Consider the following 14,099-nt stretch of genomic DNA (forward strand, 5'->3'; position numbering starts at 1 on the left):
CAGAACCGTCATGTCACGCACGTACGGCACACACATTACGAATATCCTGCGCGCGCAGGATCCCATGTTCGTGCCACGAATGGAGGCGACCCGTGCCTGAGGCACCGACTGATGACCCCGGGACCGGCACGCCGGCGGTCGGCCGGGCGACGGTGGGTGCCGCGGCGTGGCCGCCTGCTGACCTGGTCGCCGCGGCGATGGACGCCCTGCGTAACCCGGGTCTCGTGGTCATCGCCGGCGCACCCGGCACGGGCCGCACAACCGTCCTGAAACGCCTCGGGGAGGCGTTCCGCGGCGCCGTGTTCACCGGCGGCGCGCTCGCGATGCTGCGGGGTGTGCCGGCCCTGCCACTGTCCCGCGCGGTGCGGGTGCGACTCCCGTCACACGAGGCGCCGCTGCTCGCCGAAGCCGTCCGCTCCCGCGTCCGTCACGGACTGCTACTCCTCGACGACCTGCAGTGGGCCGACCCGCTGACGATGGCCGCGCTGCCCGCCATCGCCGAACACTGTCGGATAGCCGTCACCTTACGCACCCCGCACCGCCTGCCCGGCGACGCCGAACAGGCACTACGCCGCGCCGCGTCCGCTTCGGGCGCGTGGCTCAACATGCCGGCGATGCCCGCCGACGCCGCCGCGGCACTGGTACGGCAGATCGCCCCCTCGGCGAGCCCGACCGTCGTCGCCGACCTGGTCCGCCGCGCCGGCGGGGTACCCCTGGCCGTCACCGCGCTCGCCAAACACGTCGCGCAGGGCGGCACCCACCGCGACACCGGCGAAGGCCTCGACAAGGGCCTCGCCTACACCGTCGCCGGCGCCCTCGCGGACCTGACCCGCCCCGCCCGCACCGCCATGGCCGCCCTCGGCCTGCTCGGCCGGCCGGTGAGCGCGCCGGTCCTCGGCGAGGGCCTCGCCGAGCTGACCTCGACCGGCCTCGTCGACATCGACGACGGCATCGCCGCACCCGTCTCCCCGTACACGGCCGAGGTCGCCGCCGGCCTGCTCGACCCCGCCGAACGGGCCGCGCTGCACCGCCGCCTCGCGACCCTGGTCCCGCCACGCGAAGCCGCCCGGCACCTCGCCGCCGCCGGCGCCACCGGCGAGGCCTACCAGGTCGCGGTCCGCGCCGCCGCGGCCGCCGACTCCTCCGGCGACCGCGCCGAACTGCTCCTGCTCGCCTGCGACCTGCCCGGCGTGACCGCCGAACCGCAGGTGCGCATCGCCGCCGCCCGCGCCGCCCTCGCCGCCGGCCGCCCCGGCTCCTGCCTGCGGGTCGTCGACCCGGCCACCACCGACCCGGTCGCCGCGGTCCTGCGCGGCGAGGCACTGCTGCAACAGGGCAACGCGGCCGCCGCCGCGGCCGCCGTCACGACCGTCCCCGACGACGCGCCCCCCGACGTCCTCGGCGGCCGCGACCGGATCCGGCTGCTGAGCATGCTCACCACCGACCCCGGCGGCGCCGCCGCCCGCGCCGAAGACCTGCTGAAGGTCCACGGCGACACACCCGCCCACCCGGGCCTGCGCGCCGCGATCGCCGCCGTACGGGCCGGCACCCGCCAACCCGGCTGGGAATACGGCCTGGCGTCCGCCGCGTCCGCCGCCGGGCAGGCCGGCGACGCCCTCGCCGCCCGGTGGAGCGCCTGGCTGCTCGTGGAGACCCTGACCGCCGACGCCCGCCTCACCGAGGCCGCCCAGGCCGCCGCCGCGGCCGCCGCCGCCTGCGCCGGGGACCTCGCCTACAGTTGGCAGACCCGGTTCATCGCCGCGCAACTGTGGTGCGACGCACTGCGCGGCGAGGAGATCGACGAGGTCGTCCGCCGCGCCGGTGACCTCACCGACCGGACCCTGCCCGCCGTCGCCCGCGGCTACGCCGTCGCCGCGGCCAGCCTCGCCGAAGCCGACGGCGGCCTGCTCGCCCCGGCCCGCGCCCGCCTGGAAGCCCTGCCGAACCGGCCCGCCACGACCGGCGCCGTCCTCGACTGGGTGGCCCGCGAGGCCGCCTGGCTCGACGGCCAGCCCGACCAGGCGACAACCCCCGCGACCGACCCCGCACCGCCGCTCGTCGACGGGCTGCGCCGCATCACCGCCCGCTGGGCCGCCTACGACGCCGGCGTCACCGGCGACGGACCGCACCCCGGCGACGCGACCCTGCCACCCGTCGTGGCGACCCTCGAGGCGTGGAAGTCCCCGGACCGCTTCGCCGCGGCCGCCGCCGCCTGGCACGACCTCGCCCGCCGGGAGGAGGTCCGCTGCCTGCTCGCCCGGGGACTGCTCGAAGAGGACGCGGAACAGGCCGTACCACCACTACTGGAAGCCGAACGCCTGGCCGAGGAGGCCGGACTGGTCGTCCTGCTCGGACGGGCCCGCCGGGCGCTGCGGCGCCACTCGATCCGCCGCGACACCCGCGGCCGCCGCGCCGGCGACGACCTCACCGACCGCGAGCGCGACGTGCTGCGCCTCGTCGCCAACGGGGAGCCCACCCGCCGCATCGCCGGCCAGCTCGGCATCTCCCGGGAAACGGTCGAAACCCACATCCGAGCCGGAATGCGCAAGCTCGGCGCCCGGACCCGCACCGAGGCCGCCGCACTCGCCATCGAGGAACTTGGATGACGCGGGTCGTCGTCCCGCGTGTGCTCTTGTGCCGGACCGCCCCTTCATCGCATGGTGGGCGAATGCTTTCGCGGATGGGCAGCCAATGACCGGCGACCCGGCACTCGCGCCACGTTACGTCGTGACCTCCGGCGGCGACGCCACCACGGTCCTGCGCCGCCTGGCCCGCGCCGGCTGGACCACCCGGGAAGGCTTCGCCCTGACCGACCAGCAATGGGACGTCTCCGAGTCCCGGCTGGCCCTGTTCGGCCGGGTCACCGACCCCGACACCGCCGAGCTCGCGCTGCTCGCCGCCGCCCGCGGCGCCGGAATCGTCGCGATCACCGACCTCACCGGCGAGATCGGCCGGGCACTGCTCGCCGACCTGGGCCGGATCGGGCCGGTGTCCACCGACCCCGACACCGAGCTCGGCACCGCCGCGGAACCCGCCGCCGGCGGCCCGCAACTCGCCCCCGAGCAACGGGCCCTGCTGGAGCGCCTCGCCGGCGGCGAGACGATCGCCGCCGCCGCCGCGGCGGAGTTCCTGTCCCTGCGGACCGCGAACCGGCGCATCGCCGAGGCCCGCGAAGTCCTCGGCGTCCGCACCACCCGCGAAGCCGTCCTGGCCTACCTGCGGCTGCGCCGCGAAGGCGGCTGACCCGGGCAAGGCCGGGCAATTCGGACGCACGGCTCGGGGGTATCGCCGCCGAGGCGAGCCGACCGACGCACGTTCCAGTCGGTCGTCTGCCCACCCCGGTGTTGCGCTACTGGATGGTGCTGCACAGTCGTGCGGCTGGTGTCTGTCGCTCATGATCGCTGCTGGACCCGGGTGGCGCGTTCCGGTCGGGCGACTCCATCATGGGAAAGATGTGGCTGCCCCGATAGCCGGATCTTTCCCATGATCATGGAGTCGCTGAGGATTTAAGGTTGTTGTTTGGTCTTGGTGTTGGGGTTTCGGCGTTTGGGGTGGCCGGTGTTGGCGGGTCGGCCCTTCTTGATCACTGGTTGGCGGGTCCGGGCATGTTTGTTGGTCGATCCCTTCGGGCGGCCGGTGCCGGGCCGGGAGGGTTTCGGCGGGTTGGCCGGGGTGGGCAGGTTCGCGGTAATGAGCCGAAATACCCGGCGGACGCGGCGGGGGCTGAGGTGCTCGGGTGGGCAGCGTTGTTCCCAGGGCAGGCGGTGATCGGTGGCGAGGGTTCTGGCCAGGTGGAGTTGGGTGTAGGCGAAGGCGACCAGCCAGCTCCATCGTTCGGCCTGGGCGGGGTCGATCGGGGTGTGCCCGGTCCAGTGCAGGTCCTGCTTCTTGAACCGGAAGCTGTGCTCGATGGTGAACCGGTGCCGGTAGGCGTCGGCGAGCACGGTCAGGTCGAACGCGTCGGCGGGGCCGGCCCACCATAGCCACCACACCTGGGTGTGTCCGGTGCGGGTGGTCTGCTCCCGCCGGATCAGGGTGCCCTCGACGATGCCGGTGCCTTGCCATTTGCGGCGCTGCCGGGGCTCGGGATGCTTAGCGTGCCAGGCCCGGGTCCATACGATGCCGCCACCGCCACCGCCACCGCCACCGCCGCCACCGCCACCGCCACCGCCGCCACCGTCGTCGTTGTTGTTGTCGTGGGTGATGATCTGTTCGGCGTCGGGCGGGCCCCAGGTATCGGGTTCGTCGAGGGCGAACCGGGCGCCGTGTTTGCGGGGCCGGCCGGGCGTGCCCGGCTCCCGCGGCGGGGGCGGGGCGAAGAAGACCCGGTCGCCGCGCAGCCGGACCAGGACCTGCACGCCCTCGGGCAGGTGCTGGGTCAGGTAGATCGGGCAGCAGCCCACATCAGCCAACATCGTGCAGGAACAGCGGAATCCCGGGCACCTTACCGGCCCGCAGTTGGGCGGCCAGGTCGGCGATCTGCGCGGCGGCCAGATCGTTGGCGTTGTCGGCGGTGCCGACCCGACGCAGGTCCATCGGCACGACCCAGGACCGCTTCGGGTCACCGGCCGCGCCCAGTCCGACCTGACACAACCACTGCACCGCCCAGCCCGGCACCACCGGCGTCCCACCGGCGCTGTCACGTTCGGCGGCGTACTGCATCCCCACGTCCGGCACATAGCGGGTGTCCGGCCGCGGGAACTTCGACACATCCACGGCGAACATCAACACACCGGCCGGGCGCACATGCCGGGCCAGCAACGCCCGCGCCGCGACCACATCCACCGCACCACGCTCCAGCGCCTGGTACAAGCTGCCCCAACCCCGCCGCAGCACCGGCTCGAACATCAACTCCGCCACCGACCGGATCGGCCGCGTGCTCCCGGCGAGGGCGTCGACCAACTCGAACAACGTGTCCGCCCACCGGCCGAAACAGCGGTACACCCCGTCCCGGAACTCGGCCAGCACCCGCAACTCGTGGTCCGGGTCGCACGCCACGACACTCATCGGGTGCGGCATAATGATCTCCGACGGCTGTTTTGGATTTCCTGATCTTGGTCGGTCTGGATCATGCCAAGACAGCCGTCCCTGTTGCAACCCGCAACCAAAATCACCCCCAGCCGCTTAAATGTCCAAGGAGTCGCCCGGCCTGGCGGCGGGATTGCGCGGGAACGCGTGCCGGCCGGCGCCCTCGGCGGCGACGCCTCCGAGGGCAGCGCCCGAATTGTCAGCCTGGTCTGGACTTCGCGGTCTTGCATGATCATGGGAAACATCCGGGTGGCTATTCAGGTGCGTCAGGTGGTGGAAATCGTGGCCTGGGAGCCAAGTTTTCCTACCGGCCGGACCGGCTCCGCAGCCACCGCCCGGGAGCCGGCGGCATCGACGAGCCCGCCCAGCCGACCTTCCGGTCGACCTGATCGCGGACACGTCGACCGGGCCGTAGCCGCGGCTGGCGTGGCGTACTACGCCCAATCATGCCGGAAGGCGGTATGCGGTTCGGATGGTTCCTCATGATCTTGGAGACTTTTTGCTGCTCTGGGTGCCAAAAGTCTCCAAGATCATGCAGATCCCACCGAGTCTGCAACTATCGATGCATCAAGATGTCCGGAATGTCGGCCACTCCGGTGAGAACCGTCGAGGACGCGCGGCGGCCACTCGACACCGGGTGGTCCGGGCGGACCGGCCACCCCGACCCCCCCGGCGCCGCGGAGGGTGTACCGTCCACGGATCCGCCGCGACGGAGGCGGCCACGCCGACCCGCAGCGCCGACCCTTCCGGACCGTGCGCCGTGGTCGAGTCCGCGCCCTGCCGCTAGACAGGCCGCCGCGAAACGTGCCGGCGCTGCGTGCTCAACGGCCGGATCGGATCCACCCACCGCGGCAGGCGCGGCTCATCGACCCGCAACGGCCGCAGCTCAGCCGTGATCGCGTCGATGATCCGATCGGTGACCCGCTGCGCCGCACCCGGCGCCGCCGGGTCGACACCGGACAGGTCGACGACACCACCGAAATGGACCCGGACGACCGGACGACGAACCAGCGACCGGCACACGGTGCGGACCGTCGGCCCGAACCCGCCCCACGCCGCCACCTCGTGCGCACCCCACTGCGCAACCGCCACGACCGGCACCCCGGTCCGCAACGCGATCCGCGCCATACCCGTCTTGCCGCGCTCAGGCCACATCCCCGGATCGAGGGTGATCCGGCCCTCCGGGTACCCCATGATGTGCGACCCCGCCCCGAGCGCCCCGGCCACGTCGTCGACCGCCTCCACCACGTTCGCCTGCCGCCGGTTGATCCTGATATGCCCGGCCGCCCGCATCACCGACCCGACAACCGGCGCCCGGAACAGCCCACCGGTGGCCATCAGCCGCGGCGCGACCCGCATGACCCGGCACGCCGCGGTGACGGCGATCGGATCGAACGGCCCGATGTGGTTGACCGCGAAGATCACCGGCCCGGCGCGCAACTCGGCGGGCACGTCCCCGGTGACGCGCAGCCGGGCGATCGGCACGACGACCAGCCGGGCGAGGAAGAGCAGGACCCGCCACACCCGCGGCACCCGCCAGGAAACGACGGACACCGCCGGCACCGGGCCAGCGGCGCCGGCGGCACCGTCCGGGCCGCCGATGCCCGCCGCCCGCGCCGGCTCCGCCAGCGCTGTCGGGACTCCCGGAACCGGCGGCACCGGCGTCATCACTGGGGCTGCCTGTGCCGCCGGGACTGTCACGGCGCCCGCTCCGGGCGGCTCGACCAACGGCCCGGCCCCCGCCACCGGGACCGGCGGCACCGCGTCACCCGGCGACGTCGTAGATGCGGGTGCCATGACAGCAGCCACGCCTGACGTCGCCGAGCCGGCGGCCGCCGCAACGGACGGCAGGGCACCAGCCGCACCACAGGAACCCGGGCCGGTCACCGTGACACCAGGCGCTGCCGAGATGCCGGCCGACTCGCCGTCGCTCACATCAGTCCATCCCGCCGACCGTCCTGCCGACCTGCTCAACCGCCGACCCGGGGTGAGCCGACCATGGAACGGTAGCGCCGCCGACAAACGGCGCAACCGTGTCCGCTCCACCACCGCGCCGCTAATCCGTCTCCCGGAGCTCCGCCAGCCGCGCCTCGATCTCGGCGAGCTCGGCCCGCAGCCGCTCGGCCTGACTCTCCGCCTCGGCCCGCGCGGCGGCGACGATGTCCTCGACGGCCTCGTGAACACCGGGGACGTCGAGCATGCCGACCATCTTCAGCGCCTCGCCGGCCTTGATGACATACGGCTTGGCGAGCGCCTTCGCGCCCTGGTTCGCCGCGACGGTCCACTCACCGTCGGCGTAAGCGAGCGTCACGGTCAGACCTGCGGGCGCCTTCGCCCTCGCCGCGGCCTTCTTCGCCGGAACCGACTTCGCGGCGGGCTTCGCCGGCTCCACGGTCTCGGCCTTGTCGGGCCGCACCTCGACCTTCTCCACCTTGTCGGACTTCGAGACGGCGTCCCGCGCATCCGGCGCGTCCTGCGCCGGTCCCGGAGCTACGGCGTCGCCGGTCGGAGCGGCCGCGACGTCGGTGGCGCCGGCGGTGGACAAGGCTGGCACTGGAATCTCCTCACGAGGGGCTGGAACTGCGGGGGCCTTCTTCGCCGGCGCCTTGGGAGCGATCGCCAGGTCAGCGGGGGAGAAGGGCAACTCGTCGCGGCCGAACCGCACGACGACCCACTCGTCGGACAACTCGGGGTCGGTCAACGCCACGACCTGCCCCAACTGCCCGGCGATCTGCCCAGCGGCCGCAGTGAACACGACCTTCGGTTTCCGGCCGGCCGCGAGAGTGTCCCGGATCTGCTCCAGATCCACTGTCGACAACCCCTTGGCCGCGGTCCGCGCGGCAACCATGGCACCCTCCAACCCCGAATCGAACATGTGTCGGAATGTTCATACCAGCCACCACCGACATTTTCCGAACGCGACACACCGTACGACAGGGGAGCAGCGCAAGATCAGGGAAGTTCGTCGATCTCGGCATGCGGATCCAGCGACCGCAGCATCTCCGCCCGGTCGGTGACGATCGCCCAACCCGGACGGGCCTGCGCACGCCGAACCACATGCGCCGCGGCCACCAGCGCCGGCCCGCCCTCACCGGCCAGCAACTGACCACTGTCGACCGCGTCCGCCGCGGTCAGGTCGTCGACCACCACCACCGGCAGGGCCAACAGCACCCGCAGCACGGCATAGTCCTTCGGCGACGTCTGCGCCCACGCCTCGGCGAGCGCCGCCGCCGGCACGGCCAGCACGACACCCCGATCCACCGCGTGCCACACGATCGCCGACGAATACGGCTTGCCCGCAACGAACCCGAGGATCGCAGAACTGTCGAGGATGCGCCCGCCGACCGCGGTCACGACACCGTCCCGCCCGTGGGCGCCACCCCCAGCACCTCACGCGCCCACGCGTGGTGCTCCGGATCCAGCCGCACCCCACGCTGCGCGTACAACTCATTCAACGCCAGCAACGCACGGTCCCGGGCCAACCGGCGCCGCACCGCCTCGGCCACATACGCCGACACCGACTCGGCGCCGCCCGCGTCGACGAGCCGCCGCACGGCCGCGGCCTCATCCGCGGGCATCGTCACGGTGACCCGCTCCTTGCGCACCTCACGCATACCATCAGGGTACCGGCCGCATATACCGATCACCTAGCGTCGTGCCACCTCGCCGGGCGACATTCCCTCCCACCTGCACGACACGACACCAATGTCCACCTTCGGTGACCCTACGTGACGTACCGCTCGACCCAACGCCGCTACGCGCCGACCTCCGGAAGCGTCAACAAGCCCGCGAGGGAAGCGGCCCCAGAAGGCACTCCCGAAGGAACACCCAGACATTCGATAATGTACATTATGTCAACCAACCGGGTTTACGGCCGCAGTGGTCGAGCCGGCGCCACGAGTGACTCGGCCGTCAGAGACCGCCCGAACCCGCCGGCACCGGCAGACCGGGAGCGGGTGCGCCGGCCGTCGCGCGGACACGCAGAAAGCGCCGTCGACCCCCGAGGCCGTCGACGGCGCGCAACACACCTTCGGTTCAGCGCGCTCAGACCGTCACGTCGACGCTGTTGCCGTCGTCCGAGGACGTCGCGATACCCTCCACCGGCTGCGCCCCGGCCGTCCGCGCCGCCGCGAACGCCATGATGAACGACCACGGCGGCACACCGCCCACGTTCGTCACCGCACCGGTCGGCGACAGGTGATAGCCCGTCGCACCCGCGATCGCCGCCCGCTCCCCCGGCGTCAACTTGCTCAGCACCTGCTGCGACCCCGGCAGGCTGCCCCGCGGTGGCGGCGCCACCGGCTCCACCCGCGCCGAACCCGTCGCCGGCCGCGGCGCCGACACCGGATGCGGCGCCGACACCGTATGCACACCGCCGGCCGGCAGTTGTCGAATCTCCATGTCGAGCCTCCCGAAGCGTCCGTGCTCCATGCCGATCCTCGCGTACATCACAGCATTTCCGCAGGTGAACCGGCAGCCATGCGGTCAGCGGCGAGATGTTCGACCGAACAGACGACGCCGATCCCAGCCTTCTCTCGAGCCTCGCCCTCCCCTGTCGTAGACAGGGATAAAAGGCGTGGCGCTAGCCACGTCGCGTAAAGCATCCTAGGAAGCTAGTATTGCGTCGTGAACGCGCCGGCGCCCGACGAGGCCGAAACCCTGCATGCCCTGCGCCGGCACCGGCCCGACCTCGTGGACGGGTACGGTGCGGCGCTGCCGGCGGCCCGGGCCGCCGTCCTGCGCCGGCTCTGGGGTGCGCTGTGGCGCGAGGGGATCGTGGCCAGGGACCGCCTCACCGGCCCCGAGCCCGCACTGTTCGGCCCGGCCGGCACCGGCGGGCCGAACAGTGCCGTCACCGTCGTCACCGTCGTCGCGGACGGCACGCGGTACGACCACCCCACCCGCCTCCTCGAAGGACTCCGCCTCGGCGGGCACAGCGCCAGGCTCGCCCGGGAACTGGACAACAGCGTCGCCAACCTGGCGCTCGCCCTGGCCAACAGCGCCACGACCGCCAACAGCGCCAACAGCGCCACCGGCCTCGTCGACATCGAACAGGCCGTCGTCGACGGGCATCCGCTGCACCCCTGCTGCCGGACTCGCATCGGGATGACGACCCGAGACGTGCTGGCCTACGCACCCGAGCACCGGCCCCGGGTCGACCTCGCCGTCGTCGACGTCGACCCGGCCCGCTGGCGCACCGCCGGCACCCCCGTCCCGCCCCGCCTGCCCGTCCACCCGTGGCAGCTACCCCGGGCCCTCGCCACCGGGCTCGTCCGCGACACCGGCACCCGGCTGCCCGCGCACCCCCTCATGTCGCTGCGGACTCTCGCGCTCGGCGGCGATCCGGCGGTACACCTGAAGACCGCGGTCGAGGTGCAGATGACCAGCGCCGTGCGGACCCTGTCCGCGCCCGCCGTCCACAACGGGCCGCTCGCCTCCGCCCTCGTGGCCCGGCTCACCGAACGGACCACCGGGCTCAACGTCCTGCGCGAGACGACGACCGCGACCGTCCTCGACGACGCCGGGGACCCGCAGCGGGCCCTCGGCGCCGTCTGGCGGCAGGCCCCGCCCGCCGACGCCCTCGTCGTCCCGCTCGCCGCCCTGCCCGGCCGGCCCGACCTGCTCACCCCGGCGTTCTTCACCGGGCTCGTGGACCTCATGCTGCCGCCGCTGCTCACGCTGCTGCACCTCGGCGTCGCGCTGGAGGCGCACGGGCAGAACACGCTCGTCGAGATCAGCGGCGGCCGCCCGGTCCGGCTGCACTACCGCGACCTCGGCGGCCTCCACGTCCACGCCGGGCGGCTCGCCGCGGCGGGGTACGAGATGCCGCCGCTCGTCGGCGCCCTGCCGACCGACGACGAGGACGTGCTGCGCACCAAGCTGTTCGCCGCCGCGTTCGCCACCGTCCTGACGAGCCTCGCCGCGGCCCTCGGCGACGAGCAGCGGCTCTGGGACCACGTCGCCGCCGTCGCGCGCGAGGCCGCCGGGAACCGCGACGACGAGCGGGCCCTGTTCGCCGCCGCGTGGCCGCTCAAGGCGACCACCGCGATGCGCCTCGCCGACGACCCGCTCGAGGACCGGTGGTGCGCGATCCCCAACCCGATCAGCTAGCGCCAGACGGGCGGCCGGCCGGTATCGACGAGCTTCCAGTCGCCGTTGTCGTACAGCGCGTCGTCGTAGTAGAAGACCGTCGGGGGCAGCAGGTCGCCGGCGGTGCACGCCTCCCGCGCCGCCGCGTGCAGCGCCGCCTCCGGCACGCCCCACCGGTCCCGGGCCAGCCCGGCCACGTAGGACAGGGCGTGGTGGCCCATGAAGCTGTCGTACGTGAGGCTGAAGACCTCCTCGGCGGCCATCGGCACGTCCCGCGGGATCACGTTCGTCGGCGGCAGCCCGCCCGGCAGCCCTTCCCGCTCCCGCAGGGCGCCGTCGACGTAGATCGCGCAGTCTCGGTACAGCACCCGGGTCGTACGGTCGGCCGCGGAGAACGCGAACAGCGTGTTCTGCCCGTGGGTCTCCAGCGGGCAGCCGATCTCCCGGGCCGCCTTCGCCCACATCCGGACCATCGGCACCACGATCCGGCGCGCGACGAACTCCGCCGGGTCCTCGCCCCAGACGGCGACGAGCTGTTCGAGCAGCGTCGGGTCGCCCGGCGCCCGCAGGTCCCCGCCGTACAGGGCGAACAGCGGCACCGTGTGCCCCGGTGCGGGCTCGACCGGCCGCGTCGTGCGGACCAGGAACCCCCACGCGTCGTCGCCGTCGCCGAACCAGCCGCCGCCGACCTCCGGCAGCACCGGCGCCCCGATCCGCACCAGCTCGTCGGACACCCAGAGCTGCAGCTCGATCACGGGGCGACGCAGCCGGCGGGTGAACCGCGACAGCCGCCGCGGATAGTGCAGCTTCACGAAGTGCGGCGGCACGGTCACACCGTCGACGGCCGACACGAACACCGTCCGCCCGTTCGCCGACGGCACCACGGTCAGCCGCGGCCCGCTCGCCCGGCGCAGCAGGTCGTCCCGCAGGAACAGGTCGGGATGATCCAGAGCATTCGGGTGTACGGGCAGCAGGAACCCGTCGCCGTCGGTGTACACGTCGTGCAGGGCCGACGGCACACCCGCCCGCAGGTAGGTGCCGAGCCCGGCCGGGACGCGGAACGTCGGCAGGTCGAACGACGCCACACCCCGCTGCGGGTGGTACTCGTCGGCGATGTCCAGGTCGGCGGCGTAGGGACTGTACGTGCGGGTGCCGACCCCGAGATACCGTTCCGCGTACTGCCACAACGCGATCGGATCGTGGGCGTCATTCAGGCGCATCGCGCAGAGCCTACTGCCCGGTGCGCCGGCGGTTGAACGGAGTACGGTGCGACTTCCACCACGGGTGACCGACGCGGTCCTGGCCGCGCCCCGCCCCGTCTACGTCTACGACCTGGCCACGGTCCGCGACAACGTCCGGGCGCTGCGCGCCGCGCTGCCCGCGGGGGCGCGGATCGCCTACGCGATGAAGGCCAACGGCAACAGCGGCGTCGTCGCCGCCGCGCTGCGCTGGTGCGACGGCCTCGAGGTCGCCTCCGGCGGGGAACTGGCCGCCGCGGTCGCCGCCGGTTCGCCGTTCACGCTGTTCAGCGGCCCGGCGAAGAGCGACGGTGACCTGCGGGCGGCCGTCGCCGCGGGCGTGGTCGTCAACGTGGAGAGCGGCCACGAGCTGCGCCGCCTGGTCCACGTCGCCGGGGGCCGGCCGGTGCGGGTGTGCCTGCGGGTCAACCGGGCCCACGCCGCCCTGCCCGGGTCGCACCGCATGTCCGGGGCGGCGACCGCGTTCGGGATCGAGGAGCCGCTGCTCGCCGGCGCCGTCGCCGCCGCCCGGGCCGGCGGGCTCGACGTCGCCGGGTTCCACCTGCACGCCGTGTCCAACAACCTCGACGCCGCCGCGCACGCCGCGTTCGTCGCCGAGGCCGCCGGGTGGGCGGCGCGCACGGCGGCGGCACTGGACGTACCGCTGGAGATCATCAATGTCGGGGGCGGGTTCGGGGTCGATGTCCTCGGCCGGGAACGGTTCGACCCGGGGGCGTTCGCGGCCGGGCTCGCCGGGCTGCCACCGGAGCTCGGGTCACGGCTCGTCGTCGAGCCCGGACGGTTCGTGACGGCCACCGCCGGGTGGTACGCCGTCGAGGTCGTCGACGTCAAACGCAACCACGGCCGCTGGTTCGCCGTGGTCCGCGGCGGCACCCACCACTTCCGGCTGCCGGCGTCGTGGGGTTACAGCCATCCGTTCACCGTCCTGCCCGTCGACGACTGGCCGTATCCGTTCGAGCGGCCCACCGTGACCGGCGTGCCCGTCGACGTGGCCGGCGAGCAGTGCAACCCCCGCGACGTGCTCGCCCGGGACGTGGCGGTGGCGGCGGTACGGGCCGGCGACGTGCTCGTCTTCGCCAACACCGGCGCCTACGGGTGGGAGGTGGCGCACCACGACTTCCTGCGCCTCGGCCACCCGGCGTTCGTCCTGCTGGCCGTGGACGTCAGCGAGGACTGAACGCCGACCGCACGGCCCGCAGCGCCTGGCGGCGGGTGTCGCCCTTGAGCGTGTCGATGTACAGCCGGCCGTCGAGGTGGTCGGTCTCGTGCTGCAACGCCCGGGCCAGCAGGCCGGTGCCGGCGACCCGGACCGGCTCGCCGTGCTCGTCGACGCCCTCGACCACGGCCCGCATCGCCCGCGGCGTCGGGAACGCCAGCCCCGGGATGGACAGGCAGCCCTCGTCGCCGTCCTGCTCGCCGCCGAGCTCGACGACGCGCGGGTTGACGACGTAGCCGACGACCTGGTCGGCGCCGTAGGAGAACACGCGGGCGCTCACCCCGATCTGCGGCGCGGCGACGCCCGCCCGCCCTGGCTCACCGGTCAGCGTGTCGAGCAGGTCACGCACGAGCTGACGCAGCTCGGCATCGAACGAGGTCACCGTCTCGGCGGGGGTGCGCAGCACCGGGTCGCCGAGCAGCCGGATGGGGCGAATCGTCACGTGTCACAGGCTACTTCGGGGCCGCGCGGAGCCGCCGGGGCGAGGGCCTACACTGGGCCGACTT

The 14,099-nt window shown here is 73.4% G+C and carries 13 protein-coding genes; 4 read left to right on the forward strand and 9 right to left on the reverse strand.

The genetic code is table 11. From position 1 onward, the window contains the following. The first annotated feature begins 92 nt into the window (after positions 1 to 92). On the forward strand, positions 93 to 2,606 hold the full coding sequence (locus Drose_RS20360) for a helix-turn-helix transcriptional regulator (RefSeq protein ID WP_260722878.1): 2,514 nt from the start codon (positions 93 to 95) through the stop codon (positions 2,604 to 2,606). A gap of 85 nt (positions 2,607 to 2,691) precedes the next feature. After that, positions 2,692 to 3,243, forward strand: coding sequence for a LuxR family transcriptional regulator (locus Drose_RS20365; protein WP_260722879.1), 552 nt, complete (start codon positions 2,692 to 2,694; stop codon positions 3,241 to 3,243). Positions 3,244 to 3,506: 263 nt separating this feature from the next. Here the strand turns inward: Drose_RS20365 and Drose_RS20370 are convergent, their stop codons facing one another. The 7 genes from Drose_RS20370 to Drose_RS20400 all read right to left on the reverse strand — a co-directional run bounded on the left by Drose_RS20370 (position 3,507) and on the right by Drose_RS20400 (position 9,429). Beyond that, the gene (locus Drose_RS20370; RefSeq protein WP_260722880.1) at positions 3,507 to 4,415 is read right to left on the reverse strand and encodes a transposase; all 909 of its coding nucleotides are present in this window, start codon (positions 4,413 to 4,415) and stop codon (positions 3,507 to 3,509) included. Beyond that, entirely contained in the window at positions 4,405 to 5,007 is a 603-nt protein-coding gene (locus Drose_RS20375) for a transposase (RefSeq protein ID WP_260722881.1), read from the reverse strand. The genes Drose_RS20370 and Drose_RS20375 overlap by 11 nt, the downstream gene beginning before the upstream one ends. 804 nt (positions 5,008 to 5,811) lie before the next feature. Then, positions 5,812 to 6,696: a lysophospholipid acyltransferase family protein gene (locus tag Drose_RS20380; RefSeq protein ID WP_260722882.1), complete on the reverse strand. Its 885-nt coding sequence runs from the start codon at positions 6,694 to 6,696 to the stop codon at positions 5,812 to 5,814. Positions 6,697 to 7,084: 388 nt separating this feature from the next. Then, a complete protein-coding gene (locus Drose_RS20385) occupies positions 7,085 to 7,876 on the reverse strand; it encodes a hypothetical protein (protein ID WP_260722883.1) in 792 nt (263 codons plus the stop codon). Positions 7,877 to 7,980: 104 nt separating this feature from the next. Beyond that, positions 7,981 to 8,382 carry a hypothetical protein gene (locus tag Drose_RS20390; protein ID WP_260722884.1) on the reverse strand — a complete coding sequence of 134 codons (402 nt, stop codon included), beginning with the start codon at positions 8,380 to 8,382 and terminating at the stop codon, positions 7,981 to 7,983. Further along, the gene (locus Drose_RS20395; RefSeq protein ID WP_260722885.1) at positions 8,379 to 8,642 is read right to left on the reverse strand and encodes a ribbon-helix-helix protein, CopG family; all 264 of its coding nucleotides are present in this window, start codon (positions 8,640 to 8,642) and stop codon (positions 8,379 to 8,381) included. Before Drose_RS20395 ends, Drose_RS20390 begins: the two co-directional genes overlap by 4 nt. A gap of 430 nt (positions 8,643 to 9,072) precedes the next feature. Further along, positions 9,073 to 9,429, reverse strand: coding sequence for a hypothetical protein (locus Drose_RS20400; RefSeq protein ID WP_260722886.1), 357 nt, complete (start codon positions 9,427 to 9,429; stop codon positions 9,073 to 9,075). A 225-nt stretch (positions 9,430 to 9,654) separates the two neighbouring features. Between Drose_RS20400 and Drose_RS20405 the strand changes: the two genes are divergently transcribed. Next, positions 9,655 to 11,139, forward strand: a complete 1,485-nt coding sequence (locus tag Drose_RS20405; protein ID WP_260722887.1) for an IucA/IucC family siderophore biosynthesis protein — start codon at positions 9,655 to 9,657, stop codon at positions 11,137 to 11,139. On the opposite strand, the gene Drose_RS20410 is transcribed toward Drose_RS20405, so the two are convergent. Further along, positions 11,136 to 12,338 (reverse strand): IucA/IucC family C-terminal-domain containing protein, encoded by a 1,203-nt coding sequence (locus tag Drose_RS20410; RefSeq protein WP_260722888.1) that lies wholly within the window; start codon positions 12,336 to 12,338, stop codon positions 11,136 to 11,138. The genes Drose_RS20405 and Drose_RS20410 overlap by 4 nt on opposite strands. Positions 12,339 to 12,384: 46 nt before the next feature. Here Drose_RS20410 and Drose_RS20415 point away from each other — a divergent pair, with 46 nt between their 5' ends. Then, positions 12,385 to 13,554, forward strand: a complete 1,170-nt coding sequence (locus Drose_RS20415; protein WP_260722889.1) for an alanine racemase — start codon at positions 12,385 to 12,387, stop codon at positions 13,552 to 13,554. Here Drose_RS20415 and def read toward each other — a convergent pair. Then, on the reverse strand, positions 13,541 to 14,035 hold the full coding sequence (gene def, locus Drose_RS20420) for a peptide deformylase (RefSeq protein ID WP_260722890.1): 495 nt from the start codon (positions 14,033 to 14,035) through the stop codon (positions 13,541 to 13,543). The genes Drose_RS20415 and def overlap by 14 nt on opposite strands. Positions 14,036 to 14,099 lie beyond the last annotated feature (64 nt).

It is taken from the genome of Dactylosporangium roseum (genome assembly GCF_025264685.1).
Taxonomy (GTDB): Bacteria; Actinomycetota; Actinomycetes; order Mycobacteriales; family Micromonosporaceae; genus Dactylosporangium; species Dactylosporangium roseum.

Coding starts and splice junctions, on each gene's coding strand:
- Drose_RS20410 (WP_260722888.1), bottom strand. CDS start 12,338: ATGCGCCTGAATGACGCCCACGATCCGATCGCGTTGTGGCAGTACGCG.
- Drose_RS20395 (WP_260722885.1), bottom strand. CDS start 8,642: ATGCGTGAGGTGCGCAAGGAGCGGGTCACCGTGACGATGCCCGCGGAT.
- Drose_RS20365 (WP_260722879.1), top strand. CDS start 2,692: ATGACCGGCGACCCGGCACTCGCGCCACGTTACGTCGTGACCTCCGGC.
- Drose_RS20370 (WP_260722880.1), bottom strand. CDS start 4,415: ATGTTGGCTGATGTGGGCTGCTGCCCGATCTACCTGACCCAGCACCTG.
- Drose_RS20400 (WP_260722886.1), bottom strand. CDS start 9,429: ATGGAGATTCGACAACTGCCGGCCGGCGGTGTGCATACGGTGTCGGCG.
- Drose_RS20375 (WP_260722881.1), bottom strand. CDS start 5,007: ATGAGTGTCGTGGCGTGCGACCCGGACCACGAGTTGCGGGTGCTGGCC.
- Drose_RS20380 (WP_260722882.1), bottom strand. CDS start 6,696: ATGACGCCGGTGCCGCCGGTTCCGGGAGTCCCGACAGCGCTGGCGGAG.
- Drose_RS20385 (WP_260722883.1), bottom strand. CDS start 7,876: ATGGTTGCCGCGCGGACCGCGGCCAAGGGGTTGTCGACAGTGGATCTG.